At 43.9% G+C, this 25085-nt stretch carries 27 protein-coding genes, 2 tRNA genes, 3 rRNA genes and 1 pseudogene; 4 read left to right on the top strand and 29 right to left on the bottom strand.

All coding sequences use genetic code 11. From position 1 onward, the window contains the following. Positions 1-156: 156 nt before the first annotated feature. Positions 157-753, top strand: coding sequence for a glycerol kinase (locus CXF95_RS12600; protein WP_232787816.1), 597 nt, complete (start codon positions 157-159; stop codon positions 751-753). 128 nt (positions 754-881) lie between these two features. Here the strand turns inward: CXF95_RS12600 and CXF95_RS12595 are convergent, their stop codons facing one another. The 4 genes from CXF95_RS12595 to CXF95_RS12580 all read right to left on the bottom strand — a co-directional run bounded on the left by CXF95_RS12595 (position 882) and on the right by CXF95_RS12580 (position 3837). Continuing rightward, positions 882-1916, bottom strand: a complete 1035-nt coding sequence (locus CXF95_RS12595) for a hypothetical protein (RefSeq protein ID WP_232787815.1) — start codon at positions 1914-1916, stop codon at positions 882-884. A 150-nt stretch (positions 1917-2066) separates the two neighbouring features. Next, the gene (locus CXF95_RS12590) at positions 2067-2591 is read right to left on the bottom strand and encodes a hypothetical protein (RefSeq protein ID WP_101199019.1); all 525 of its coding nucleotides are present in this window, start codon (positions 2589-2591) and stop codon (positions 2067-2069) included. Beyond that, a complete protein-coding gene (locus CXF95_RS12585; RefSeq protein WP_101199018.1) occupies positions 2588-3349 on the bottom strand; it encodes an anti-sigma factor in 762 nt (253 codons plus the stop codon). The genes CXF95_RS12590 and CXF95_RS12585 overlap by 4 nt, the downstream gene beginning before the upstream one ends. Beyond that, complete coding sequence (locus CXF95_RS12580) at positions 3346-3837, bottom strand: RNA polymerase sigma factor (RefSeq protein ID WP_101199017.1); 492 nt, start codon at positions 3835-3837, stop codon at positions 3346-3348. The genes CXF95_RS12585 and CXF95_RS12580 overlap by 4 nt, the downstream gene beginning before the upstream one ends. Before the next feature lie 132 nt (positions 3838-3969). Here CXF95_RS12580 and CXF95_RS12575 point away from each other — a divergent pair, with 132 nt between their 5' ends. Beyond that, positions 3970-5334 carry a S8 family serine peptidase gene (locus CXF95_RS12575; RefSeq protein WP_101199016.1) on the top strand — a complete coding sequence of 455 codons (1365 nt, stop codon included), beginning with the start codon at positions 3970-3972 and terminating at the stop codon, positions 5332-5334. 266 nt (positions 5335-5600) lie between these two features. Here the strand turns inward: CXF95_RS12575 and CXF95_RS12570 are convergent, their stop codons facing one another. From CXF95_RS12570 to CXF95_RS12560, 3 genes are all read right to left on the bottom strand, one after another. Further along, positions 5601-5873, bottom strand: coding sequence for a GIY-YIG nuclease family protein (locus tag CXF95_RS12570; protein WP_101199015.1), 273 nt, complete (start codon positions 5871-5873; stop codon positions 5601-5603). Between the two features lie 385 nt (positions 5874-6258). Next, a complete protein-coding gene (locus tag CXF95_RS12565) occupies positions 6259-7188 on the bottom strand; it encodes a surface lipoprotein assembly modifier (RefSeq protein WP_101199014.1) in 930 nt (309 codons plus the stop codon). Between the two features lie 66 nt (positions 7189-7254). Beyond that, positions 7255-8082, bottom strand: coding sequence for a hypothetical protein (locus tag CXF95_RS12560; protein ID WP_101199013.1), 828 nt, complete (start codon positions 8080-8082; stop codon positions 7255-7257). Between the two features lie 353 nt (positions 8083-8435). On the opposite strand from CXF95_RS12560, the pseudogene CXF95_RS30595 reads away from it, so the two are divergent. Further along, positions 8436-9176: pseudogene (locus CXF95_RS30595) on the top strand (IS630 family transposase); the annotation flags it as partial. 220 nt (positions 9177-9396) lie between these two features. Here the strand turns inward: CXF95_RS30595 and rrf are convergent. The 5 genes from rrf to CXF95_RS12525 form a co-directional block, all read right to left on the bottom strand. Beyond that, a 5S ribosomal RNA gene (gene rrf / locus CXF95_RS12545) occupies positions 9397-9512 on the bottom strand. 307 nt (positions 9513-9819) lie between these two features. Beyond that, positions 9820-12848, bottom strand: a 23S ribosomal RNA gene (locus tag CXF95_RS12540). A gap of 440 nt (positions 12849-13288) precedes the next feature. Then, a tRNA-Ile gene (locus CXF95_RS12535) sits at positions 13289-13365 on the bottom strand. Between the two features lie 24 nt (positions 13366-13389). Continuing rightward, positions 13390-13465, bottom strand: a tRNA-Ala gene (locus CXF95_RS12530). A 132-nt stretch (positions 13466-13597) separates the two neighbouring features. Beyond that, positions 13598-15134, bottom strand: a 16S ribosomal RNA gene (locus tag CXF95_RS12525). The 16S, 23S and 5S rRNA genes sit together here with 2 tRNA genes alongside, the layout of an rRNA operon. Positions 15135-15615: 481 nt before the next feature. On the opposite strand from CXF95_RS12525, the gene CXF95_RS12520 reads away from it, so the two are divergent. Then, a complete protein-coding gene (locus CXF95_RS12520) occupies positions 15616-16386 on the top strand; it encodes a hypothetical protein (protein ID WP_101199010.1) in 771 nt (256 codons plus the stop codon). 59 nt (positions 16387-16445) lie between these two features. Here CXF95_RS12520 and rplQ read toward each other — a convergent pair whose 3' ends face one another. From rplQ to rplN, 17 genes are all read right to left on the bottom strand, one after another. Then, the gene (gene rplQ, locus CXF95_RS12515) at positions 16446-16847 is read right to left on the bottom strand and encodes a 50S ribosomal protein L17 (protein ID WP_101199009.1); all 402 of its coding nucleotides are present in this window, start codon (positions 16845-16847) and stop codon (positions 16446-16448) included. Positions 16848-16886: 39 nt separating this feature from the next. Then, a complete protein-coding gene (gene rpoA / locus CXF95_RS12510; RefSeq protein ID WP_007625666.1) occupies positions 16887-17876 on the bottom strand; it encodes a DNA-directed RNA polymerase subunit alpha in 990 nt (329 codons plus the stop codon). A 22-nt stretch (positions 17877-17898) separates the two neighbouring features. Beyond that, complete coding sequence (rpsD, locus tag CXF95_RS12505) at positions 17899-18519, bottom strand: 30S ribosomal protein S4 (protein WP_101199008.1); 621 nt, start codon at positions 18517-18519, stop codon at positions 17899-17901. A 24-nt stretch (positions 18520-18543) separates the two neighbouring features. After that, positions 18544-18933, bottom strand: a complete 390-nt coding sequence (rpsK, locus tag CXF95_RS12500) for a 30S ribosomal protein S11 (protein ID WP_101199007.1) — start codon at positions 18931-18933, stop codon at positions 18544-18546. Positions 18934-18945: 12 nt separating this feature from the next. Beyond that, a complete protein-coding gene (gene rpsM, locus CXF95_RS12495) occupies positions 18946-19302 on the bottom strand; it encodes a 30S ribosomal protein S13 (RefSeq protein ID WP_007625678.1) in 357 nt (118 codons plus the stop codon). 124 nt (positions 19303-19426) lie between these two features. Then, positions 19427-19543, bottom strand: coding sequence for a 50S ribosomal protein L36 (rpmJ, locus tag CXF95_RS12490; RefSeq protein ID WP_081588951.1), 117 nt, complete (start codon positions 19541-19543; stop codon positions 19427-19429). Between the two features lie 24 nt (positions 19544-19567). Further along, the gene (gene secY, locus CXF95_RS12485) at positions 19568-20887 is read right to left on the bottom strand and encodes a preprotein translocase subunit SecY (protein ID WP_101199006.1); all 1320 of its coding nucleotides are present in this window, start codon (positions 20885-20887) and stop codon (positions 19568-19570) included. 5 nt (positions 20888-20892) lie between these two features. Beyond that, positions 20893-21327 (bottom strand): 50S ribosomal protein L15, encoded by a 435-nt coding sequence (gene rplO / locus CXF95_RS12480; protein ID WP_101199005.1) that lies wholly within the window; start codon positions 21325-21327, stop codon positions 20893-20895. A 3-nt stretch (positions 21328-21330) separates the two neighbouring features. Further along, positions 21331-21516, bottom strand: coding sequence for a 50S ribosomal protein L30 (gene rpmD, locus CXF95_RS12475; RefSeq protein ID WP_187292429.1), 186 nt, complete (start codon positions 21514-21516; stop codon positions 21331-21333). Positions 21517-21519: 3 nt separating this feature from the next. After that, complete coding sequence (rpsE, locus tag CXF95_RS12470; protein ID WP_007634249.1) at positions 21520-22023, bottom strand: 30S ribosomal protein S5; 504 nt, start codon at positions 22021-22023, stop codon at positions 21520-21522. Positions 22024-22032: 9 nt separating this feature from the next. Continuing rightward, entirely contained in the window at positions 22033-22386 is a 354-nt protein-coding gene (rplR, locus tag CXF95_RS12465) for a 50S ribosomal protein L18 (RefSeq protein WP_007625689.1), read from the bottom strand. 12 nt (positions 22387-22398) lie between these two features. Further along, positions 22399-22932, bottom strand: coding sequence for a 50S ribosomal protein L6 (gene rplF, locus CXF95_RS12460; protein WP_101199004.1), 534 nt, complete (start codon positions 22930-22932; stop codon positions 22399-22401). Positions 22933-22942: 10 nt separating this feature from the next. Beyond that, positions 22943-23335, bottom strand: coding sequence for a 30S ribosomal protein S8 (rpsH, locus tag CXF95_RS12455; protein WP_007634255.1), 393 nt, complete (start codon positions 23333-23335; stop codon positions 22943-22945). Between the two features lie 12 nt (positions 23336-23347). After that, positions 23348-23653: a 30S ribosomal protein S14 gene (rpsN, locus tag CXF95_RS12450; protein ID WP_007625692.1), complete on the bottom strand. Its 306-nt coding sequence runs from the start codon at positions 23651-23653 to the stop codon at positions 23348-23350. Between the two features lie 11 nt (positions 23654-23664). Beyond that, positions 23665-24204, bottom strand: coding sequence for a 50S ribosomal protein L5 (gene rplE / locus CXF95_RS12445; RefSeq protein WP_101199003.1), 540 nt, complete (start codon positions 24202-24204; stop codon positions 23665-23667). A gap of 15 nt (positions 24205-24219) precedes the next feature. Then, a complete protein-coding gene (gene rplX, locus CXF95_RS12440; protein WP_101199002.1) occupies positions 24220-24534 on the bottom strand; it encodes a 50S ribosomal protein L24 in 315 nt (104 codons plus the stop codon). Positions 24535-24545: 11 nt separating this feature from the next. Next, entirely contained in the window at positions 24546-24911 is a 366-nt protein-coding gene (gene rplN, locus CXF95_RS12435; protein ID WP_007639984.1) for a 50S ribosomal protein L14, read from the bottom strand. Positions 24912-25085: the final 174 nt, after the last annotated feature.

Raw genomic sequence — 25085 nt, 5'->3', positions numbered from 1 at the left:
GGAAGGATTAAAACGTCAGTAAAGCTTGGTGATTACATTGAATGGCCTGAAAATTTTGATTTAACTCAATTACCTCCACATCAAAGCCCTGACATCGCTGTTGAACTGGTTAGCTCAACTAAGATTGGCAAAGAATTTGGTATCTCGGCAAACAAATTGAATTATCTTTTTTCAGAGCTTGGATGGATTAATAAAAGCTTGAAGGGCTGGATCGTCACAGAACAAGGCCTCAAACAAGGGGCGCTTCAAAGTGAAGATTCTCGTTCGGGGGTGCCTTATGTTAGGTGGCCAGAAACAATCACTCAATCAAGCTCATTATTAAGCTCCATAGCCGATATTACCGGTTCAAATAGCCCATCACCATCCGATAACACCGATTCTTCATTAACTTCATTAGAAATAGGCACTAGCCTTGAGGCCAAATACCGCACAACTGACGGGCATTATGTCCACTCTAAAGCAAAAATGCTTATTGATAACTGGCTATACATGGCTGAAATTGTGCATGCTTATAAACGTAAATTACCCATTGAAGAAAACGTCTATAGTGACTTTTATATCCCAACAGGCAAAGTCTATATCGAGTGTTGGAGTGACGATAATGATCCTAGGTATTTAGCCCGCAAAGAAAAGAAATTAGCTATCTACGAAAAATACGGATTTAAGATTATTCAACTCAACGCTGAAGACGTGCAGAATTTGGATGATATATTACCGCGGTTGTTGTTGAAGTTTGGGGTGCAAGCTTATTAGTCATCAAGCCCTAAGGGGGCTTGCAATCAAAGCATCAGCTGCACGTACTGTCACCTCTAAAACGGTCACTGCCATCCTAAAATATTTATATTGAGTAATATGATCTTAGATTAAATATACTAACTAAATTAACGAAAAGTGAAATTCTCTACGAGCCCATCTTTACCTACACCTACGCATCCAAATTGGTCATCACAGGCTAGGCTCCAAATATTGTTTTTACTGAGAATCGTCCATGATTTTGATCCTTCTTGCCATAAACTAACACCTTCCGGATTAGCTGCTAAAACTATGATTTTATTGCCTTTATTTATTAGCCCAGAACCATAAACAGCGCCGTTCAATGGCACTTCAGGCAAGGAACTCCACAACTTTGTTTTTAGATTGAAACGCTGTACTTTGGCAGGATTTTGATTTTCTTTTAAGCTACCGCCAAAGATGTAAAGCCATTGTTCAGCTTGTTGCACACTAAACACGCCAGCGGCTTCTCCACCCTGAAAAGGGGTATCAAGACTTTGCCAATTTTGGTCTTTTTGTATGAACACACGTGGGATAAGAGCATTACCGGTGCCAATATAAATATTGTTATCATGCCCCTTGTTTAAGCAAGTACCGCTTGAGGCAAAGCCGCCCTCACCTACTTGTGCTGCAACGACTAGGTCTTGTCTATTCCAATGACTGCCACCATCGACTGTGGCCAAAATAAACAAGCCATCTTGATCAGAATCACCATATAACCAGCCCTGCTGATCGTTAACAAAATGCATGCAATCGTAAAAGGTGGATGCTCGTGTACCTTCAATTTGTAGCTGCCAATTTTTTCCATCATCAGTGCGGTATATTCGTGATGTATCACCTTCACCGGCACTCATTACGATGAGTCCACCGTTACTCAATAATTGAATATCTCTAAACTGCAAACCTAGACTATTCTCAGGCCCTGTAATCTTGTTCCAGTGTTGACCATTGTCAGTACTTTGATAAATCCCACCATTCGTGCCGCTTGCCACAATATGCTTACCGATACGGTGAACAGCTTGAAAGCTCACGTTAGGATCAAGTACCTGCACTGAACCAGCTAATGAAGTAAAACTAAGCATAAGGCCAAGTATGAAAGAAAATGTTTTGATCATCATAGGTGCATTTTTTATGTTTATTTTCATTAGGTTAACACGACGTTTTGTAAATAAAAAACCAAGACTTTGCAACGATTTACGTAAACGCCATTGAACTTTATATTCAATGACGTCTGATTTAAGTTTCCTAATGGTATTGGCTTAAGGCTTTAATACCTGTCTTTGTTAAAACCCCTATCAATTCTGGTTAATCTTCTCACTCAGATTATCAACCACATCCTGAGCACCATAGCTGTCTTCATTAGGTTTTACGCCCTTACCCATACGTATTTCCAATATACTATGTACTTCTTTACGATCGTTATTGATGCCAGTATTGATATTCACACCCACTTCTTTAGATGGACGACTACGGCTTTCACAGGTTAATAATCCGCAATTTCGTTCCATCTGACTTGTTTGTGTAAAACCAACAGACGATCCTGGTTGCTGTTTTTCTGACTCCACAAAGGTTTCTTTGCTGGTGACCACAAACCAGTCGTAACCTTGTTGCTGAGTTAACTCGGCAGCGCGTAACAGTGCATAATCTGATGCATCGGCTACGGTTTTCGAATGACTTTTAAACTGCACTCGGAAACGGTCGTCGGTGATTTTTTGATCACTGTAGCCCACGGAGCCATTTTTAGCCAACCGATAGTCTGGCTTTGAAGCACAGCCGGATATAAATAATGTCAGGGTTAATAACGTGATTAAATATTTCATAGGTCACCTCTTTGTTGATTTTCAAATTGCCATTGATGATTGATTGCTTGTTGTTCTTGGTTTCTATCCAGTGCGTTGCCACTGATCATTCCATCAATCACCGCTTCCAACTGTTGGCGGCTTGAAGCCGTTTGATAATCACCAGTAATTAAATCACCTTCCTCGGAAAATTGGGCTTCAAGTTGCCAACCGCTGGATTGTTTACAAGCGATTTTGGTAACGCGGCTGTCACTGCTGGCCACTTGAAACTGGCGACACAGTTGCCCCTGTTGATTTGCAAAACTCAGTTGTGCTTTCACCATACTTCCGTCTGCGAGGTAGGCGGTCTCACCACTCAATTCAGTATTTAACACTGCCGCTATGTCATTGGAAAAACCAAGCTCAGTCGTTTGCTGAGACAAATTCAACATAGCGATACTTGCCACCAACGCAACACCAGCGGCCATGGCATAGGGTGTTTTTATATCCGCAGTCCATTTTTTCCAAGGCGAGATCTGCACCACATTATTCACAGCAGCGGTGGTATTTCTGTTGCTCTTAACATCAAGTTGTTGTGCCAGCACCACTAATTTTTGTGGCACCTCGGTATGATCAATTTGCTGAGCGTGTTCTAACACCCACTGATCAACCTGAGACAATTCAGCCATTCGCATCACTAAGTCATCATCGGTTTCAAGGGCCAATCGAACCTGTTCCATGTCTTCTGGCGGTAATTCTGCATCTAAAAAACCACTTAACAGATCATTGCTAATGTTCATGCGTTTTCCTCTAACTCTTGTGGCCTGACCAAATTCAGTAAGGAATGTCTGGCTCGAGATAGACGACTCATAACCGTGCCTATTGGAATTTCTAAGATGGCAGCCACATCTTTGTAAGCCATACCTTGCAGAGCAACCAACGACAAAATAGAACGCTGGTCATGGGGTAAGGTGTGCATTGCAGAATTAACCTTAGACAGCATGTCTTGAGACTCATGTTGTTTTTGCTGTTCTACTGCGGCCTGCTCTTGTAACTCTGGAGCTTGTGTTGCTTTTTGTCTGACTTTGAGTGAACGATATTCATCGATCCAAACATTGCGACACACTTTGAACGCCCACTTAAGGATCTCCACGTCATCAGGTAATCCCTTAGTTAATATTTTTTCAAATGTGGCTTGCACTAAATCATCGGCATCCGCATTGCTACCGGTTAGTGAATAGGCAAAGCGCCGTAACATGGGTATGATATTTTCAAACGATTCATGCATTGCTGTTACTCTTGTTTATCTCTTATTTACAAAGATGACGAATGGGCCTGACTTTTATTCCAAAAATAATGAAATTTATTTATGGCTGAAACGTTTACTGTTTAATTTTACTATTTTCAGCTCGAGAACTACATGATATTACGCAACGTTACCCTTGCCAGTCTGCTGGTCTTCAGCCAAATGACTTTGGCACAAATTGTTAATACCGATGCACTTGTAAAGCAAGTAGATCAGTTACAAGACACCGCTATGGGCCTCCAAAATCATCGCAGTCAAAGGATCAATGCTCGTCCATTTTCTTTAAGTACATTACCGCCAATAGCAGAGCTAGTCACAGAGCCAATTATCAAACTTCCAAAATCGTTACCAATTGGCCCAGACCTAATCAACCCGCTCCTGATGGACGTAGAAGTAGAAGAAGGTTTCAGAGCGGTAAAAAATCAATGGATAGTAATGGCCGATCAGCACAGTAAACAAGTTTTGATTGGACTGGGTGCCAAAATTGAATCAAGCCAATCCTATGCTGGCTTAGGCCTGACCTTATTACGTTTTACAGTACCCGATGTATTAAATACTAAACCCGCATTAGCAAAACACTTGTCTCACAACACCTTTAAAACTTTAGATCGCAATCACATATATCAAGCACAAACTCGGAAAAACCTTCCCATAGACAGCAGAATAATAACAAAAACCGCGACACACCAAGGGATCATGTGCGACACCCCGGTGCGTATTGGCATGATAGACAGTGCCATAGATACAAAGCACAGAGCATTTTCTACTGCTAAGATTTACGCAAAATCATTTTTAGCCAACAATCTAAGGTCTCCCTCTTTGCATGGAAGTGCGGTGGCCAGTGTGCTTATTGGAAATACCGATGAGCTAACGGCTTTACTTCCCCAAGCTGAGCTGTATTCAGCAGAAGTGTTTTACCGGCAGTCCGACTTTTCACAAGGTGCCACCTTAAGTGCCATTATCGACGCCTTGAATTGGATGCTTGAGCAGAAAATCGCAGTGATTAATATGAGTTTAGCCGGACCTGACAATCGTATACTTGAACACGTAATAAACACCGCCATCCATAAGGGAGCCTTTATTGTTGCTGCCGCTGGAAATGAAGGTCCAGCCGCTGCAGCTGTTTATCCAGCGGGCTATGAAAATGTTATCGCGGTGAGTGCCTTTGATAAAAATCGACAACCATACCGCTGGTCTAATCGTGGAGACTATATTGATTACTCAGCATTAGGTGTGAATGTGTTAAGCGCACAACCGCAACAAAGCTTAGGTAAAGAGTCTGGTACTTCTATGGCAGCCCCTGTGGTTTCCGCGGCACTTGCATGTGTATTGGCGAAGCAGACTATGCATCAAAAGCTGAATAGAGTCAGCGTGTTAATCAGCCTTTTGGAGCAAGCTGTTGACCTTGGTCCAAAAGGAAGAGATCCCATCTTTGGCGCAGGTGCCATTCAAAGACTTTATTCTGTGGGATCGAATTAATGTTTAAAACTCAAACTTTGCTGATAGGCTAGCTAGCCAAAATGAACGCAAGCGGTCAATCAGTGCGTTTTACCAAATTGGTGCTTTGTCAATTGCCGTCATTGAGCAGAAATTGTCTGACAGGCAGCTCCGTGAGCCTAAAAGCGGTCAGTCGAGCGTTAAACCTGACTGGGGCGTTTGTGCCATTACCTGGCGTTGGTGAACCACTTACTTAACGATTACAAATAGCAGATAGCGGATGATGAGGATTTACAAGCTATTACACGTCATTCCCGCGAAGGCGGGAACCCCAAAATAGCCCCAGTAAGCTCAATCCATTCTCGGTTCCATTTCTTGAGCCTTTTCTCTCGACATATTGCGCTATCCAGATCTTCAAGTTGCTCAAAATAGACTCGTTTATTCAAGTTGTATTTTGAGCTAAAGCCCTTCACTTGTTTGTTTTTATGTTGATAAATACGCTGCACTAAATGACTTGTTACCCCGATGTATAGCGTGCTGTTGTTATCATTAGTGAGAATGTATATGCAGGGCCGTTTCATAGTTGAATTTCTTTTCAATCGTTAATAAATATATGCAAAAATTGCCATGTTGAAAAGGACGATTCTTTTAGATTAGCCATTTGGTTTGGAGGTTCCCGCCTTCGCGGGAATGACGGAGAATAGACGGGAATATGTCACCATCTGCTTCCTCAGTATAGGCGATCGTCACCGCTACTTAATCGTCTGACTGTAATTCGCTCAAAGCGGAAATAATGAAAACAAACCTAACCGTCCCCTTAGACGGCTACCTTCAGTCAAAAGTGTAATTGTGTTGTTAAGAGTGATTTAGCAAACCAAGCAAAAGCCCCGTGTAAGGGGGACATAATGCTGAAGTCAGTTTCAAACTTTAATGTGCTCGTACATAGTTTTATCTTAAAGGGGATAATTAAAAGGTGTATTTTAAACCAACACTGGCGGTGGTTTGCTGATAGGTTTGGCTTTCAAGTTGAGACTTAAAGTCACCATGTTGCAACTCTGTCTTCACTGACAAATTATCTAATAAGTGTAAGTCCCAGTTCGCTTCTATTACCTGCCTATTTTCATCTCTCTCATTCGTATCCGCGGCCTGTAGGGTTTCCACTGTAAGACTTTGGTAGTCTTTCTTTTGATAACGTAAGCCGAGCCCCACTTTAGAACTAAGACCAAATAGACTGAACTTATGAGTAATTTTAGTATGAATGCCTAGCCCAAAATAATCGAACTGACTATCTTGAGCATTTTCTTTTTCTGCACTTAACCCAAATATCAACATGGTGTTGGCACCGTCCATGAAGTGAAACATGTCAAAGGTTGTACCAAACCCACTCGCATCTCGAGCGGACAATTCCGAAAAAGATTTATTTTTTACTTTAACACTAGTGCGCAAATAGGTTTCTGGCTGAATAAAGTGACCTAAATAAAGACTCGCTTGTTGGTAATTTAAAAACGTTTCACCCGCTACAGAAGCACTAGCGCCGTCAACACGTACTCCAATTTCACTGCGGTTAATTTTATAACTGCCATCAACGCTGAGCTGATGTAAGGCTAGATCATACTGGGAATATTCACTGTATGTTTTTTGATTGTAGGCATAGCTAGAAGATAGTTTGGCATTATCAGTTAATTGCCACTTACCTTTAACCTCCCCATTGTATTCATAACCATTATCACTTTGAGAAGACACCTCATCCAACTCGTCTATACTCAAAGCAGAATTGAATATAAGTCCCCCTCCCACTTCACCATTGAGTTTAAAACTGGATTGAGGTGCTGCGAATGCCAGCGAACTTGTTGTTAGTGCTAGAACACATGTCATATTGCTAAAAAATATTTTCATCTTAACCACCTATAGGTATAAAACAACGCCGGCTCTAGGCCGGCGTATGATTGACATTCAGTAAGCTTAAATCCCCAAATCTAAGTCGCTGTTGATAGTATTATCGACTTCAGATGTGGTCGCATTGGCTACTTCGGCATTGATTTGCTCGGCAACCAAGGTATCAATTTGACTATTCATGGTTTGCACCACTGAGCTTTGTGCATTACTCGCAATGCTATCTGTAATGGTTGAATTGACAGACTGTTCGATAACCTGATTGGCCTGAGTGGTTACATCTAAGCTAGTCAGTTGTTCCACATTAGCGGCTAGGCGGTTTGCAACATCAGTGGTGTTATCAAGGGCAACTGCATTGCTAAATTCAGGCACTTCAGGCATTTCACTCGCCGTGGTTTCTTGCACAGCATCAGCATCATTCATTGGCTCTGATGGTCCTGATGGTTCTGTTTCAGGCATTGTTGGTGATTCAAGCTGCGACAAAGTAGACAGACTATTAGTGGCGATCACAGATGTTGATTGGGTTGCCGAACCACTGAAACTTTGCATGCTCTTCGCCACTAAATCAGTATTTAGCTTGCCCAATTGAGTGCTGGTCATTTCGGTAGTTTCATCCGCTGTAGATCCCGCTTGCTGTTGTTCACTGTTGCTATCAGCATTGGCCTGAGTGTTAGTATTTCCCTGCGCATCCTGATTGCTTTGCATCGATGAATCAGAATCGGATTCAGTTGCGTTATTAACACTGGCTTGATCGGCATCCGCTTGTTGCGACACTGTGATTTGGTTGGCGAAATGAGTGTCTTGACTCGTTTGTATGTTAGCTGCAAAGGCCGCACTGTTATAGTGAACCACGCCAGCTATAACCATTAGGTTTACTATTTTATTTAACTTAATCATCTTCGTTTCCTGTAGTTTTATGTAAGTGACACATGGATAACGAATGGAAAATCAATTTATTCCCTAAATTTTTAAATATGTTTTAAAAAACCAAATATGAGGGCATGGGGTTACCTCTTGGAGCAGGCTAGCGCTTTATCAATTTATCGGTAATCAACCCATAGATGGGGAGAGAGTAAAAATCAAAATGCGGGCTAAGTATGGGCTAAGCAATCTGAAATCCAGCGCAGCAAAAACATTGTATATTGCGAAGTTGATGTAGTTCAAAAAGATGCCCGTAGTGATCGCTAAATACCATTTTGCGGGAACACCTGTAGTAAAGCTGCAATAACAAATCTAGTTGATTGCAAAGCTATATTCAGCAGGTCTTTGCGGTCAACTATCATCAGAACTCCATTTATAATTTACTCAAATCACTGGGGCTCAGCTGGACGACAAGTCGCTCGAAACACCCTAAGCAATCAGAAGAAGCCCAAGAAAACTTTAAAAAAACTGCAAATTGAAACGATCAAGTTGATCCCCAGACATATTGCACTAGATAAGGTGGATTTTTGGTTTCAGGATGAAGCGGGTTTTAGCCAGTAAAATACCACCACACGCATTTGGTCGATGAAAGGCTGTCGACCAAGGGCGGTTAAGCAACAACAATTTGACTATGCGGGGCATCCTATGCTTATTTGTTTTGGCTGTGTGTCCTGCCACAGGCGAAACAGAGGCATTGATAGCGCCTTATGTTGATAAAAACATCATGACTCAACACCTCGAACAGCTCTCAGCGAAAACCCAAACAGGTAGACATGCTGTGGTGATAATGGATGGTCCGGGCTGGCGCTCCAGCAGGATGGCATCAAGCGTCATTGGTGGAGGATATCAGCAATGTGAGTATCTTAAAGTTGCCCCCGTATTCACCGGAGCTAAACCCAATAGAGCAAGTGTGGAGTTGGCTTCGCCAACATCATTTAGCTATTCGATGTTTTAGCGGCTATGACGATATTGTTGATGCTAGCTCAATCGCTTGGATTGATTTTGTTAGCGATGTAAAACGCGTGACAAAAATGTGTTCACGAGACTGGCTAGAGGTGAGAAAAACTTAATGCGGATTGGTATCTTCCTATGGTTTCCTTCAGACCCCACTGTTAGCTAGGTGAGTAACGACCGATGTACTACATTGCAGCGTTATAAACCCCTTGCCATTCGGACTATCTTCCCCTTAGTCAGGGTGACTCTGCTATCTTTCAAGCGAACGGGTTTGCCAGCTTCGCTGGGCAAACAAAAAAGGGCTACCTTTGCGGATAGCCCTTTCTTTAAATGGGAGCCTGGCAATGTGCTACTCTCGCATGGGGAGACCCCAAACTACCATCGCCGCTAATGTGTTTCACTTCTGAGTTCGGAATGGGATCAGGTGGTGCCACATCGCTATTGTCGCCAGACAAAAACTGTTATCTATCGAGTTTTTACTCAATAAATTAATATGTAAAAGCTGATGCTCTTCTCTTGCGAGTTGAGCTGTAATCGAGGCTAAAGAATGTCTCTAGTCTTACTCTATAATCTTGTGTTGTTACTTGTCACTCATCAAACGCTTTATGTTTCTTATATCACCGTCTCGTTTGTCCCTCGCTTTTAACTTTAGCGAGTAAGATACTTGTCAGCAAACTGTGACCATCATGGGACACGATTTTGCGACAACATATCACGACAGCACGATAGTGCGTTTATAAAAAGCCACTTGGGCGTTGTATGGTTAAGCCTCACGGGCAATTAGTACAGGTTAGCTCAACGCATTGCTACGCTTCCACACCCTGCCTATCAACGTCGTAGTCTTCAACAACCCTTTAGGTACATTAAATGTACAGGGATGACTCATCTTAGGGCTCGCTTCGCGCTTAGATGCTTTCAGCGCTTATCGATTCCGAACGTAGCTACCGGGCAATGCCTTTGGCAAAACAACCCGAACACCAGCGGTTCGTCCACTCCGGTCCTCTCGTACTAGGAGCAGCTCCCTTCAATCATCCAACGCCCACACCAGATAGGGACCGAACTGTCTCACGACGTTCTAAACCCAGCTCGCGTACCACTTTAAATGGCGAACAGCCATACCCTTGGGACCGACTTCAGCCCCAGGATGTGATGAGCCGACATCGAGGTGCCAAACACCGCCGTCGATATGAACTCTTGGGCGGTATCAGCCTGTTATCCCCGGAGTACCTTTTATCCGTTGAGCGATGGCCCTTCCATTCAGAACCACCGGATCACTATGACCTACTTTCGTACCTGCTCGACGTGTCTGTCTCGCAGTTAAGCTGGCTTATGCCATTGCACTAACCTCCTGATGTCCGACCAGGATTAGCCAACCTTCGTGCTCCTCCGTTACACTTTGGGAGGAGACCGCCCCAGTCAAACTACCCACCAGACACTGTCCACATTCCCGATAAGGGAACAATGTTAGAACATCAAACCTACAAGGGTGGTATTTCAAGGTAGACTCCACATCATCTAGCGACAATGCTTCAATGTCTCCCACCTATCCTACACATGTAGGGTCAATGTTCAGTGCCAAGCTATAGTAAAGGTTCACGGGGTCTTTCCGTCTAGGTGCGGGTACACAGCATCTTCACTGCAATTTCAATTTCACTGAGTCTTGGGTGGAGACAGCGTGGCCATGATTACGCCATTCGTGCAGGTCGGAACTTACCCGACAAGGAATTTCGCTACCTTAGGACCGTTATAGTTACGGCCGCCGTTTACCGGGGCTTCGATCAAGAGCTTCTCCGAAGATAACCCCATCAATTAACCTTCCGGCACCGGGCAGGCGTCACACCGTATACGTCATCTTTCGATTTAGCACAGTGCTGTGTTTTTAATAAACAGTTCCAGCCACCATTTCACTGCGGCCCCCATTCGCTCATGAAGCAAGTTCAATCACAAACAGAGGCGTACCTTCTCCCGAAGTTACGGTACGATTTTGCCGAGTTCCTTCACCCAAGTTCTCTCAAGCGCCTTAGTATTCTCTACCTGACCACCTGTGTCGGTTTGGGGTACGGTTCGATATATCATAAGTTTAGAGGCTTTTCCTGGAAGCATGGTATTTGCAACTTCAACTCCTTGGAGTCTCGTCTCGTGTCTCGAGCTCTTCATTTAAGAAGTGCGACCCGGATTTACCTAAGTCACAACCCTACGCACTTTCACCTGGACAACCAACGCCAGGCTTGCATAACCTTCTCCGTCCCCCCTTCACTGATATACCAAGTACGGAAATATTAATCCGTTTCCCATCGACTACGCATTTCTGCCTCGCCTTAGGGGCCGACTTACCCTGCCCTGATTAGCATGGGACAGGAAACCTTGGTCTTCCGGCGTGGGGGTTTTTCACCCCCATTATCGTTACTCATGTCAGCATTCGCACTTGTGATATGTCCAGCTCGCCTCTCAGCTCACCTTCAGCCACTTACACAACGCTCCCCTACCACTTGCGCATCCTTAACATTACTCGTTTCGCTTACCTTTACCTCATCGACAATCGAAACCTCGACTGTGTTGAGACGCTTTACCAGCAGGTGCTTATGCACGTTGCTGTTAGCTCGGTATTTAAATAATGTTAAGTGATGCGCAAGTCCGCAGCTTCGGTATATTACTTAGCCCCGTTACATCTTCCGCGCAGACCGACTCGACTAGTGAGCTATTACGCTTTCTTTAAAGGATGGCTGCTTCTAAGCCAACCTCCTAGCTGTCTGTGCCTTTCCACCTCGTTTCCCACTTAGTAATATTTAGGGACCTTAGCTGGCGGTCTGGGTTGTTTCCCTCTTCACGACGGACGTTAGCACCCGCCGTGTGTCTCCCGGATAGTACTCACAGGTATTCGGAGTTTGCAAAGGGTTGGTAAGTCGGGATGACCCCCTAGCCTTAACAGTGCTCTACCCCCTGTGGTATTCATCCGAGGCGCTACCTAAATAGCTTTCGGGGAGAACCAGCTATCTCCGAGTTTGATTGGCCTTTCACCCCCAGCCACAAGTCATCCGCTAACTTTTCAACGTTAGTCGGTTCGGTCCTCCAGTTGATGTTACTCAACCTTCAACCTGCCCATGGCTAGATCACTCGGTTTCGGGTCTATACCTAGCAACTCAACGCGCAGTTAACACTCGCTTTCGCTACGGCTCCCCTATTCGGTTAACCTTGCTACTAAATATAAGTCGCTGACCCATTATACAAAAGGTACGCAGTCACAAGACTATTCTCTTACGAGAGCTTGCTCCTACTGCTTGTACGTATACGGTTTCAGGTTCTATTTCACTCCCCTCACAGGGGTTCTTTTCGCCTTTCCCTCACGGTACTGGTTCACTATCGGTCAGTTAGGAGTATTTAGCCTTGGAGGATGGTCCCCCCATCTTCAGTCAAGATAACACGTGTCCCGACCTACTTAATATGGCAATAATGACGCTTCGTGTACGGGGCTATCACCCTGTATCGCTGTGCTTTCCAACACATTCCACTACTTCATTACTACTCGGCTGCTCCCCGTTCGCTCGCCGCTACTAGGGGAATCTCTGTTGATTTCTTTTCCTAAGGGTACTTAGATGTTTCAGTTCCCCTCGTTTGCTTCTATACACTATGTATTCATGTATAGATGACGCCGAAGCGCCGGGTTTCCCCATTCGGAAATCTGTGGGTCAAAGCATTTTGTCGGCTCTCCACAGCTTATCGCAGACTTACACGTCCTTCATCGCCTCTAACTGCCTAGGCATCCACCGTATACGCTTAGTCACTTAACCATACAACCCCAAATAGCTTCGTCTTCGCTTCCTGCTCTTCGTTTCACGCCCTCACTCGTTCGCCGTTCAACTCGATCAGAAACCGAATAGTCGCTATTTCCACACTTTGAACGAGTAACTGCTCAATTTGTCGAAATAACTCGCCCTACCCGCTTACCTTTTCGTTAAGCGTTAGGTGCAATACCTGAATAAACAGAGTATTGCCGTTGTATGCGTGACAAGTTTTCATCACAAAATCAGATAGAGTAAGTTCCTAAGAACACTCTTTTAGTTTTCGATTACTTTTTATCAGCTTTCCATATTGTTAAAGAACATTGTGACCTGCGTTACACGCTGGCTACAATTAAGGTTTAAAAAACCTTAATCAATAAACACTGACTAGTGAACACTAATAAGTACGCATTGATTAAGGTTACTTAATCTTATTAAAAACCAAGAGTTGGTAGGCTTGGGCAGACTTGAACTGCCGACCTCACCCTTATCAGGGGTGCGCTCTAACCAGCTGAGCTACAAGCCTATTATTCTGACTAGGCCAGATAAGTGGTGGAGCTAAGCAGGATCGAACTGCTGACCTCCTGCGTGCAAGGCAGGCGCTCTCCCAGCTGAGCTATAGCCCCGTAAATATTGGTAACTTCGCTCTAGCCTAGGCCCGAACAAAAATACTCATAAATACAAAGTCTCTCGGTTTCTCTTCATCAAAACAAAACAATCTGTGTGAACACTCAACGAAGCAAGGTCCGCCGTAATAGTAAGGAGGTGATCCAACCCCAGGTTCCCCTAGGGTTACCTTGTTACGACTTCACCCCAGTCATGAATCACAAAGTGGTAAGCGTCCTCCCGAAGGTTAGACTACCTACTTCTTTTGCAACCCACTCCCATGGTGTGACGGGCGGTGTGTACAAGGCCCGGGAACGTATTCACCGCAACATTCTGATTTGCGATTACTAGCGATTCCGACTTCATGGAGTCGAGTTGCAGACTCCAATCCGGACTACGACGAGCTTTAAGGGATCCGCTTACCCTCGCAGGTTCGCTTCCCTCTGTACTCGCCATTGTAGCACGTGTGTAGCCCTACTCGTAAGGGCCATGATGACTTGACGTCGTCCCCACCTTCCTCCGGTTTGTCACCGGCAGTCTCCTTAGAGTGCCCAACTTAAGGCTGGCAACTAAGGACAAGGGTTGCGCTCGTTGCGGGACTTAACCCAACATCTCACGACACGAGCTGACGACAGCCATGCAGCACCTGTATCTAGATTCCCGAAGGCACAGCAAAATCTCTTCTGCCTTTCTAGTATGTCAAGAGTAGGTAAGGTTCTTCGCGTTGCATCGAATTAAACCACATGCTCCACCGCTTGTGCGGGCCCCCGTCAATTCATTTGAGTTTTAACCTTGCGGCCGTACTCCCCAGGCGGTCTACTTATCGCGTTAGCTTCGCTACTCACGGATTAAATCCACAAACAGCTAGTAGACAGCGTTTACGGTGTGGACTACCAGGGTATCTAATCCTGTTCGCTACCCACACTTTCGCACATGAGCGTCAGTCTTTGGCCAGGGAGTCGCCTTCGCCACTGATGTTCCTTCTGATATCTACGCATTTCACCGCTACACCAGAAATTCCACTCCCCTCTCCAAGACTCTAGTCTGCCAGTTCTAAATGCTATTCCCAGGTTGAGCCCGGGGCTTTCACATCTAGCTTAACAAACCGCCTGCGTGCGCTTTACGCCCAGTAATTCCGATTAACGCTCGGACCCTCCGTATTACCGCGGCTGCTGGCACGGAGTTAGCCGGTCCTTCTTCTGTTGCTAACGTCATACCTGATGGGTATTAACCACCAAGCTTTCCTCACAACTGAAAGTGCTTTACAACCCGAAGGCCTTCTTCACACACGCGGCATGGCTGCATCAGGCTTGCGCCCATTGTGCAATATTCCCCACTGCTGCCTCCCGTAGGAGTCTGGGCCGTGTCTCAGTCCCAGTGTGGCTGATCTTCCTCTCAGAACAGCTAGAGATCGTCGCCTTGGTGAGCCTTTACCTCACCAACAAGCTAATCTCGCTTAGGCCACTCTCTGGGCGAGAGGAGCAAGCTCCCCCCTTTGGTCCGTAGACGTTATGCGGTATTAGCTATCGTTTCCAATAGTTATCCCCCACCCAAAGGCATGTTCCTAAGTATTACTCACCCGTCCGCCACTCGACATCATCTAGCAAGCTAGACATGTTTCCGTTCGACTTGCATGTGTTAGGCCTGCCGCCAGCGTTCAATCTGAGCCATGATCAAACTCTTCAATTAAATATTAAAAATATGAATTTTTTTTGGTGAACTCTCACTTCGTGAGTGTCCACACAGATTGTCTTGTTCTAATTGTTAAAGAGCATGCTAACTGCGTTAGCGGCTTAAGTGGTTGTCCGTAGACCCTCTTAAGCGGGAGGCGAATAATACGCGGTTCCCATATGATGTCAACAATTTAATTTATTTTCTTTTTAATTAAATCTTGCTACATCCCGCATCAACTATACGTTTACCGTATATGCAACAAACTGAGAAACCTAGTTTGTTGCGGTTGACCTAACGGGTCATCCTTGAAGCGAGGGCGCATGGTATAGATTTATACTTGGCCGTCAACCCTTAAAAACAATTAATATGTTTTAATTACATAACCCGCTTATTTTTCCTTCAAAATGTTGAAAGACTGTTCAGTTGTTAATAAATTGAATCTTTTTCTTTTCTACATGTCATATCTACAGATTAATAAAGCAGTGGTGTTAAAGGTATGAAAAAAATTGTTAGATTGGCAATAGTCTGTAGTTCTCTAGCATATCTACCTAGCGCATTTACAACCGAAACGAAGGATGGAACGAATCATAGTCAATTAAGTGAAAAATTTCTTCAAATACAAATTGAACAAAATATCACTCTCGGTAGAGCAATTAAGACCATAGTAGGTCATTACCCACAACGAGCAGCCTCAATAGTTGGTACGGCACTTGATTTATATCCCGATAAATACAAAGAGATCATCCATGCAGCTATTTCAGCACAACCTACCTTAGCTGATGAAGTTGTCACTATGGCACTCAATAAAGGTATTAGCAGCTGCACAAGTATTGTTGAAACGGCTATTAATGCAGATCCAAGCTACATTGACTTTGTAGTGACAGCAGCAGCTCATTCAACGCCTGAACAATTAACTGAAATAGTGCGAATTGCTGTTTTAACTGAGCCTGATTCAGCTGATTATATTGTCCAGTCTCTAGCGAAAGAACATCCAAATAAGATTGTAGATATATTACAGTCAGCTATAAGCGCAGTACCCTTTGTAGGCGAATATGCAGTTGAAGCCTTACTGGCGGTCTTTCCAAATGATGCTGAGATAGTTATCACTACAGCGGTTCGTGAATCAAGTGCCCATAGAGAGTATGTGAAAAGGATTATTGAGATTGCACAAAATGCGGGAGTTGATGTGGACAAACTTCAAGCTTACGCAATCAATGGTGGGGCAACAACTGAGGAACTTTCTCAGGTTTTAGATAATAATAAATAAATTCACTATAGATACAAAAAAGCCAGACTAGGTCTGGCTTTTTTATTTGATACGGTTGTTTACTCCGCTTCAGTTTCTTCAATCTCTACGACTGCTTCTACTTCAGGGCGATCAACCAATTCAACATAGGCCATAGGTGCTTTATCACCAGTACGGAATCCACATTTTAAAATGCGGATATAACCACCAGGACGCTCATCATAGCGAGGACCTAGTTCGTTGAACAATTTACCAACAACTTCTTTATCACCAGTACGTGCCATTGCCAAACGGCGATTAGCTACACTGTCTTGCTTAGCAAGTGTGATAAGAGGCTCAATTACGCGACGCAGTTCTTTCGCCTTTGGTAGAGTTGTCTTAATCAACTCATGTTTAACCAAAGAACCAGCCATATTTTTAAACATAGCTTGACGATGACTGCTGTTACGATTTAACTGACGACCACTTTTACGATGGCGCATAGTTTTATCCTTCTTTACAAATCAGATTCGAAAACCTGATTAATCTTTTTCAGCGATTGACTCTGGTGGCCAGTTTTCTAAGCGCATGCCTAGAGACAGTCCACGAGAAGCTAGCACGTCTTTAATCTCTGTAAGAGACTTCTTACCTAAGTTAGGAGTTTTTAACAACTCAACTTCGGTACGTTGTACTAGGTCACCAATATATTGAATGGCTTCGGCTTTCAAACAGTTAGCTGAGCGTACAGTTAGTTCTAAATCATCAACAGGTCGAAGTAAAATCGGGTCAAATTCCGGTTTTTCTTCTTTTTCAACTGGTTCAGAAATATCACGAAGTTCAACGAATGCGTCTAATTGTTCAGCTAAAATAGTAGCTGCACGACGTATCGCTTCTTCCGGATCTATAGTGCCATTTGTTTCCATGTCAATGATCAGCTTATCAAGGTCGGTTCTTTGCTCTACTCGAGCAGACTCAACATTGTAAGATATGCGATCAACTGGGCTATATGAAGCATCCACTAATAAACGACCAATAGGTCGATCATCTTCTTCTGAAGAGCGGCGAGTTGATGCAGGAACATAACCACGACCCATTTCTACTTTAATACGCATGCTGAGTTCAGCTTCGCCAGTTAGAGTACAAACCAAATGGTCAGGGTTAACAATTTCCACATCGCCATCATGCTGGATATCACCAGCTAACACTGGTCCCGCACCGGATTTCACTAGAGTTAGTGTTGCTTCAGTTTTGCCTTCAAGACGTACGGCTAAACCTTTAAGGTTAAGCAATATTTCAATAACATCTTCTTGAACGCCTTCTTTGGTGCTGTATTCATGCAATACACCATCGATTTCAACTTCTGTTACAGCACATCCTGGCATTGAAGACAATAAGATGCGACGTAACGCGTTACCTAGCGTATGGCCAAACCCACGTTCTAAAGGTTCAAGTGTGACCTTTGCGCGAGTTGACGAGACGTTATCAATTTCAACTAATCTTGGTTTTAAGAATTCAGTTACAGAACCCGACATTGTTTCCTCTCTTCTTTAAGCTTTACTTAGAGTAAAGTTCGACGATCAACTGTTCGTTAATATCAGCTGATAAGTCAGTTCTTTCAGGAACACGTTTAAATGTGCCTTCCATCTTCTTGTTATCTACTTCAATCCAAACTGGTTTTTCACGCTGATCAGCTAGTTCCAGTGCAGCGACGATACGCGCTTGCTTTTTCGCTTTCTCACGAACGGACACAACATCATCAGCAGAAACGTTAAAAGAAGGAACGTTAACAACTTTACCGTTAACCAAAATGGCTTTATGGCTTACTAGTTGACGCGCTTCAGCACGAGTACTTGCAAAACCTATGCGGTATACGACGTTGTCTAGACGCTGCTCCAAAAGCTGTAACAAGTTTTCACCTGTGTTGCCTTTTAAGCGTGCTGCTTCTTTGTAATAGTTACGGAATTGCTTTTCCAATACACCATACATACGACGTACTTTTTGCTTTTCACGTAACTGAACACCGTAATCAGACAAGCGGCCACGACGGGCGCCATGTTGACCAGGTGCGGTATCAATTTTACATTTAGATTCGATTGCTCGAACGCCGCTTTTAAGGAATAAATCTGTTCCTTCGCGACGGCTAAGTTTGAGTTTTGGACCCAAATATCTTGCCATGATCTTTCTCCAACTGTCCGTCGATTAAACGCGACGTTTTTTCGGTGGACGACAACCGTTGTGAGGAATAGGTGTCACATCGGTAATATTAGTGATTTTATAACCAGCAGAGTTCAAAGCTCGGATCGCAGATTCACGACCTGGACCTGGGCCCTTAACGAACACTTCTATGTTTTTCAAACCGTAATCCTGAGCGGCTGTACCAGCACGTTCAGCAGCTACTTGAGCAGCAAATGGGGTTGATTTACGTGAACCACGGAAACCAGAACCACCTGATGTTGCCCATGACAGAGCATTGCCCTGTCGGTCAGTAATAGTCACTATTGTATTGTTGAAAGAGGCATGAATATGAGCCATACCATCAGCAACTTGACGTTTTACGCGCTTACGCGTTTTGGTTTGTGCTTTAGCCATAATATCCCCCGCTTATCGTTTTATTGCTTTGCGAGGACCTTTACGGGTACGCGCATTAGTTTTAGTGCGCTGACCACGTAGAGGAAGACTACGACGATGGCGAATACCACGGTAGCAACCTAAATCCATCAAACGTTTGATACTCATTGATACTTCACGGCGAAGGTCACCTTCAACTGTGAACTTAGCAACTTCATCACGAAGTTTATCAATCTGTTCTTCACTAAGATCTTTGATCTTGGTTGTCTCTGCAACACCAGAGGCCACACAAATGCTTTTTGCACGTGTGGAGCCAACACCATAAATCGCAGATAATGCAATTACAGTATGCTTGTGCTCAGGGATGTTAATGCCAGCGATACGGGCCATTAACAGTACTCCTTATAATTTATAGTTATTAGCCTAAAAAGCCCGATAGGATACTTACCCAATAACTAAATTGCAAATAAGGATTGAGGCGCTAGTGTATCTAGACGACCCCCAATCCAGTCGATTAACCTTGCCTTTGCTTATGCTTAAGGTCAGAACTGCAAATCACACGCACAACACCGTTGCGCTTAACGATTTTACAGTTACGGCAAATCCGCTTGACTGATGCACGAACTTTCATTTCATCACTCCGTAAATCGCTAACTTAGCGGCCATAGCCTTTAAGATTAGCTTTTTTAAGAACAGAATCATATTGATTGGACATCAAATGAGTCTGTACCTGCGCCATGAAATCCATGATTACCACTACCATAATAAGCAGTGACGTACCGCCAAAGTAGAACGGAACGTTCCAGGCGATTAACATGAACTCAGGCACTAAACATATAAAGGTTATGTAAAGTGCACCTGCCAAAGTAAGGCGAGTCATCACTTTATCAACATATTTAGATGTTTGTTCACCAGGACGAATACCAGGAACAAAAGCCCCAGACTTCTTCAAATTATCTGCCGTCTCGCGTGGGTTAAAAACCAAAGCGGTGTAGAAGAAACAGAAGAAAATAATCGTCGCAGCATACAACATCACATACAAAGGTTGTCCAGGGGACAACTGTAGCGCCACATCTTGCAACCAAGATAATGACTCATTCTGACCAAACCAATTTGCAATGGTTCCAGGGAACAAAATAATACTTGATGCAAAGATAGGAGGAATAACACCCGCCATGTTCACCTTTAAAGGTAAGTGCGTACTTTGTGCAGCAAAAACCTTTCGACCTTGTTGACGTTTTGCGTAGTTAACAACGATACGTCGCTGACCACGCTCTACGAATACAACAAAGTAAGTGACGGCAATAATGATTACGCCCACTAACATCAAGAACAATAAGTTCAGTTCACCTTGTCTTGCCATCTCAGCAACATTACCTAATGCTGATGGCAAACCAGATACAATACCGGCAAAAATCAGAATAGAGATACCGTTACCAATACCTCTCTCTGTAATTTGTTCACCTAACCACATTAGGAACATCGTTCCCGTGACTAAGCTTATCCATGCTGTAAAGTAAAAACCGAAGCCGGGATTAATCACCAAACCTTGTATTAGGTTGGGTAGATTTGTCGCTATTCCAACTGCTTGGAAAGAAGCCAACACTAACGTAAAATAACGTGTGTATTGACTAATTTTACGACGTCCAGCTTCACCTTCCTTTTTAAGCTCCATCATCGGTGGATGCATATGTGACATCAACTGAATAATAATGGAAGCTGTAATATAAGGCATGATGCCTAGGGCTAGAACTGACGCGCGTTCAAGTGCACCACCGGAGAACATGTTAAACATCTCCACGATTGTACCTTTCTGTTGCTCAAATAACTGAGCTAACACCGCAGCGTCAATACCAGGAATAGGTACATAAGAACCCAACCTAAAAACTATGATCGCACCAAGTACGAACAACAATCTTGATTTAAGCTCGCTCAAGCCGCCTTTGGCGCTTGAATCCTGTCCTGGTTTAGCCATCTAGCCTATTCCTCTACTTTACCGCCAGCCGCCTTGATTGACTCAAGAGCGCCTTTTGATACCTTTAAACCACTAATCGTAACAGCACGTGCAATGTCACCACTTTTCATTACTTTAACGAACAGCATTTCTTTCTTAATAAGACCTGCTGCTTTTAAAGATTCAAGTGATACCACATCACCCTCTACTCTAGCGATCTCACTTAACGTAACTTGGTCAGTAACCAAAGATTTACGAGATGTAAAACCGAACTTAGGTAGACGACGCTGAATTGGCATTTGCCCGCCTTCAAAACCAGGTTTTACAGAACCGCCTGAGCGAGACTTTTGACCTTTGTGACCACGGCCACCAGTTTTTCCAAGACCAGAGCCCATACCGCGACCCACACGTTTACCAGAATTTTTCGCTCCAGGTGCAGGAGCAAGAGTATTCAAATGCATCTTTTACTCCTCCACTACTTCAACCATGTAAAATACACGGTTGATCATGCCACGGACAGAAGGGGTGTCTTCTAGCTCACGAATATGACCTATTCGACGAAGACCTAAACCAGTAAGCGTAGCTTTATGCTTAGGTAAACGACCAATAGAACTTTTTGTTTGCTTTACTTTAATCATTTTAGTCATGATCAATTACCCCAAAATCTGTGATACAGACAATCCACGTTTAGCGGCAACTGACTCAGGCGAATTCATTTCTGTCAACGCATTGATAGTTGCACGCACAACGTTAATTGGATTGGTAGATCCGTAACATTTTGAAAGTACGTTTTGTACACCCGAAACTTCAAGGACTGCACGCATTGCACCACCGGCAATAATACCAGTACCTTCAGATGCTGGTTGCATGTAAACCTTAGAGCCTGAGTGACGGCCTTTTATTGGGTGCTGTAACGTGTTGCCATTAAGATCAACATTCACAATATTGCGACGTGCTTTTTCCATAGCTTTTTGAATTGCAGCAGGCACTTCACGTGCTTTACCATAACCAAAACCTACACGACCATTACCGTCACCAACTACTGTCAAAGCAGTAAAACTAAAGATACGACCACCTTTAACTACTTTAGACACACGGTTAACGGCAATTAGCTTTTCTAACAGATCACCACCGTTTTGAACTTCTACTTTAGCCATAATTAACTCCTAGAACTGAAGGCCAGCTTCGCGGGCTGCGTCAGCTAATGCTTTAACTCGACCGTGATACTTGAATCCGCTACGGTCAAAAGCAACTTTTTTGATGCCTTTTTCGATAGCGCGTTCTGCGATCGCTTTGCCAATAGCCGCTGCTGCCGCTGAGTTACCAGTGCCCTTAAGGCTACCAGCTAGTTCAGTTTCAACTGTTGAAGCCGACGCCAATACTTCAGAACCGCTAGGTGCGATTAACTGAGCGTATATGTGACGCGGTGTGCGGTTAACAACCAAGCGATGCGCGGCCAATTCACTAATTTTTTTGCGTGCACGAGTAGCGCGACGCAAACGAGCTGATTTTTTATCCATCGTACTGACTCCTTATTTCTTCTTAGCTTCTTTACGACGCACAACTTCTTCTGCGTAACGAACGCCTTTGCCTTTATAAGGCTCTGGTGGACGGTATGCGCGGATGTTAGCTGCAACCTGACCTAACAACTGTTTATCTACGCCTTTGACGATGATTTCAGTTTGAGTAGGAGTTTCAACAGAAATACCTTCAGGCATTTCGTATGCTACAGGGTGTGAGAAACCCAGAGTTAGATTTAGTTTTGTACCTTGAGCTTGCGCACGGTAACCAACACCATTTAACAATAGTTTCCTCTCAAAACCTTGAGATACACCAAGAATCATGTTGTTTAATAAAGAGCGAGCTGTACCGGATTGTGCCCAACCATTTGCTTTACCTTCACGAGGTTTAGTCATTAATTGGTTTTCTTCCTGTACTACTTCAACTGCATCATTAAATACACGAACTAGGGTGCCATTTTTACCTTTAACTGTGACTTCTTGGCCAGCGATAGATATTTCTACACCAGACAGGATATCAACAGGAGCTTTTGCTATACGTGACATATTATTCCCCTTACGCTACGTAGCCGATGATTTCACCACCCATGCCCGCTTTACGCGCTGCACGGTCAGTCATCACACCTTTAGAGGTAGACACGATAGCCACACCTAAACCACCCATTACTTTTGGCAACTCATCTTTTTTCTTATAGATGCGAAGACCAGGGCGACTTACGCGCTCAATGCTCTCGATTACTTTTTTGCCTTCGAAGTACTTTAAAGTCACTTCTAATACAGGCTTAACGTCACCAGACACAGCGAACTCTGTTACATAACCTTCTTCTTTTAGCACGCCTGCAATTGCAACACGAACTTTAGACGAAGGCATAGAAACAGAAACTTTACTAGCCATCTGGCCATTACGTACGCGGGTAAACATATCCGCGATAGGATCTTGCATACTCATATCAGCTACCCCTTACCAACTGGCTTTTTTCAAGCCAGGCACTTCGCCGCGCATCGCTGCTTCACGCAACTTGATACGACTCATGCCAAACTTGCGTAGGAAACCATGTGGACGACCTGTAATGTTGCAGCGATTACGCTTACGACTTACAGATGAGTCACGTGGCAGTTGTTGTAGCTTAAGAACAGCGTCCCAACGTTCTTCGTCAGAAGAGTTGACATCGCTGATAGTTGCTTTAAGCGCTGCGCGTTTTACCGCGAACTTAACAACTAGCTTCGCACGTTTTACTTCGCGCGCTTTCATTGATTCTTTTGCCATAACCCTACACCTTACTTTTTAAACGGGAAGTTGAACGCGCTTAATAAAGCGTGTGCTTCCGCATCGGTTTGTGCGCTAGTAGTGATAGTGATATCCATACCGCGTATCTTGTCCACTTTATCGAATTCGATTTCAGGGAAGATAATTTGCTCACGAACGCCCATGCTAAAGTTACCGCGACCATCGAATGACTTAGGATTTAAGCCACGGAAATCACGGATACGAGGAATTGCTATTGACACTAAACGTTCAAAGAATTCCCACATACGTTCACCACGTAGGGTTACTTTACAGCCAATCGGATAACCTTCACGGATTTTAAAACCCGCTACAGATTTACGAGCAACAGTTACAATAGGCTTTTGACCAGCAATTGCTTGCATCTCAGCCGTGGCATTTTCTAATACCTTTTTGTCTGCTACCGCTTCACCTAAACCCATGTTTAGAGTGATTTTATCAATCCGAGGGACTTGCATGACGCTGTTATAGTTGAACTGCTTAGCAAGTTCCGCTACAACTGAGTCTTTATAAAAATCATGCAGTTTCGCCATCGTACTCTCCAATTTTTATACTAGTTCGCCGTCTGATTTGAAGAAACGAACTTTCTTCTCACCTTCAAGACGGAAACCCACACGATCTGCTTTACCCGTTTTCGAGTTGTAGACCGCTACATTTGATACGTGAATCGATGCTTCTTTCTCAACAATGCCACCAGCCACACCCAATTGAGGGTTAGGTTTAGTATGCTTCTTGATCATGCTCACACCTTCAACGATTAGTCGGTTAGAAGCGGGAAGAACTTTAAGCACTTTGCCTTGTTTTCCTTTATCTTTACCAGCCAAAACGATGATTTCATCATCACGACGAATTTTATTAGCCATATCGTGACTCCTTATAATACCTCAGGGGCTAGCGAGACAATTTTCATGTTATTCACACGAAGTTCTCGAGTAACCGGACCAAAGATACGCGTACCAATAGGTTGCTTGTTTGCATTAAGCAAAACAGCTGCGTTGCTGTCAAAACGGATCGAGGATCCATCTGGACGACGTACGCCTTTTCTAGTACGCACCACCACTGCAGTTAGTACATCACCTTTTTTTACTTTACCGCGAGGAATTGCTTCCTTGACAGTAACTTTGATGATGTCACCAATATGTGCATAACGGCGATGCGAGCCACCAAGAACCTTAATACACTGAACCCTGCGAGCGCCGGAATTATCAGCAACCTCCAGGTTAGTTTGCATTTGGATCATGTTAGTGCTCCGCTATTAAAAATTAAGACTCTTCCGAGCCGTTTAGCTGCAAAAAAACAGTGTTTAGCTGCTTTTTTATACATACCCCAGTTAAAAGGGCGCGAAATACTAACAGAAATCGCTATGCTGCGATAGTCTAATCTTAAAAAATAATAAGAAAGGACCTGATATATC

This window comes from Paraglaciecola sp. MB-3u-78 (assembly GCF_002835935.1).
In the GTDB taxonomy this organism is placed as follows: Bacteria; Pseudomonadota; Gammaproteobacteria; order Enterobacterales; family Alteromonadaceae; genus Paraglaciecola.
Note: the sequence above shows the minus strand (reverse complement) of the source record. Positions and strands in the feature narration are given on the sequence as shown.

What these genes read in the sequence shown, in the direction of transcription:
- rpsD (WP_101199008.1), bottom strand. Translation starts at nt 18,519, where the DNA reads ATGGCAAGATATTTGGGTCCAAAACTCAAACTTAGCCGTCGCGAAGGA.
- rplR (WP_007625689.1), bottom strand. Translation starts at nt 22,386, where the DNA reads ATGGATAAAAAATCAGCTCGTTTGCGTCGCGCTACTCGTGCACGCAAA.
- CXF95_RS12520 (WP_101199010.1), top strand. Translation starts at nt 15,616, where the DNA reads ATGAAAAAAATTGTTAGATTGGCAATAGTCTGTAGTTCTCTAGCATAT.
- rpsM (WP_007625678.1), bottom strand. Translation starts at nt 19,302, where the DNA reads ATGGCCCGTATCGCTGGCATTAACATCCCTGAGCACAAGCATACTGTA.
- CXF95_RS12580 (WP_101199017.1), bottom strand. Translation starts at nt 3,837, where the DNA reads ATGCATGAATCGTTTGAAAATATCATACCCATGTTACGGCGCTTTGCC.
- rplX (WP_101199002.1), bottom strand. Translation starts at nt 24,534, where the DNA reads ATGGCTAATAAAATTCGTCGTGATGATGAAATCATCGTTTTGGCTGGT.
- rplO (WP_101199005.1), bottom strand. Translation starts at nt 21,327, where the DNA reads ATGCATTTGAATACTCTTGCTCCTGCACCTGGAGCGAAAAATTCTGGT.
- rpmJ (WP_081588951.1), bottom strand. Translation starts at nt 19,543, where the DNA reads ATGAAAGTTCGTGCATCAGTCAAGCGGATTTGCCGTAACTGTAAAATC.
- rpsH (WP_007634255.1), bottom strand. Translation starts at nt 23,335, where the DNA reads ATGAGTATGCAAGATCCTATCGCGGATATGTTTACCCGCGTACGTAAT.
- rpsN (WP_007625692.1), bottom strand. Translation starts at nt 23,653, where the DNA reads ATGGCAAAAGAATCAATGAAAGCGCGCGAAGTAAAACGTGCGAAGCTA.
- CXF95_RS12595 (WP_232787815.1), bottom strand. Translation starts at nt 1,916, where the DNA reads ATGAAAATAAACATAAAAAATGCACCTATGATGATCAAAACATTTTCT.
- CXF95_RS12590 (WP_101199019.1), bottom strand. Translation starts at nt 2,591, where the DNA reads ATGAAATATTTAATCACGTTATTAACCCTGACATTATTTATATCCGGC.
- rpsK (WP_101199007.1), bottom strand. Translation starts at nt 18,933, where the DNA reads ATGGCTAAAGCACAAACCAAAACGCGTAAGCGCGTAAAACGTCAAGTT.
- CXF95_RS12560 (WP_101199013.1), bottom strand. Translation starts at nt 8,082, where the DNA reads ATGATTAAGTTAAATAAAATAGTAAACCTAATGGTTATAGCTGGCGTG.
- rplQ (WP_101199009.1), bottom strand. Translation starts at nt 16,847, where the DNA reads ATGCGCCATCGTAAAAGTGGTCGTCAGTTAAATCGTAACAGCAGTCAT.
- rplF (WP_101199004.1), bottom strand. Translation starts at nt 22,932, where the DNA reads ATGTCACGTATAGCAAAAGCTCCTGTTGATATCCTGTCTGGTGTAGAA.
- rplE (WP_101199003.1), bottom strand. Translation starts at nt 24,204, where the DNA reads ATGGCGAAACTGCATGATTTTTATAAAGACTCAGTTGTAGCGGAACTT.
- CXF95_RS12570 (WP_101199015.1), bottom strand. Translation starts at nt 5,873, where the DNA reads ATGAAACGGCCCTGCATATACATTCTCACTAATGATAACAACAGCACG.
- rplN (WP_007639984.1), bottom strand. Translation starts at nt 24,911, where the DNA reads ATGATCCAAATGCAAACTAACCTGGAGGTTGCTGATAATTCCGGCGCT.
- rpoA (WP_007625666.1), bottom strand. Translation starts at nt 17,876, where the DNA reads ATGTCGGGTTCTGTAACTGAATTCTTAAAACCAAGATTAGTTGAAATT.
- rpsE (WP_007634249.1), bottom strand. Translation starts at nt 22,023, where the DNA reads ATGGCTAAAGTAGAAGTTCAAAACGGTGGTGATCTGTTAGAAAAGCTA.
- secY (WP_101199006.1), bottom strand. Translation starts at nt 20,887, where the DNA reads ATGGCTAAACCAGGACAGGATTCAAGCGCCAAAGGCGGCTTGAGCGAG.
- CXF95_RS12585 (WP_101199018.1), bottom strand. Translation starts at nt 3,349, where the DNA reads ATGAACATTAGCAATGATCTGTTAAGTGGTTTTTTAGATGCAGAATTA.
- CXF95_RS12565 (WP_101199014.1), bottom strand. Translation starts at nt 7,188, where the DNA reads ATGAAAATATTTTTTAGCAATATGACATGTGTTCTAGCACTAACAACA.
- CXF95_RS12575 (WP_101199016.1), top strand. Translation starts at nt 3,970, where the DNA reads ATGATATTACGCAACGTTACCCTTGCCAGTCTGCTGGTCTTCAGCCAA.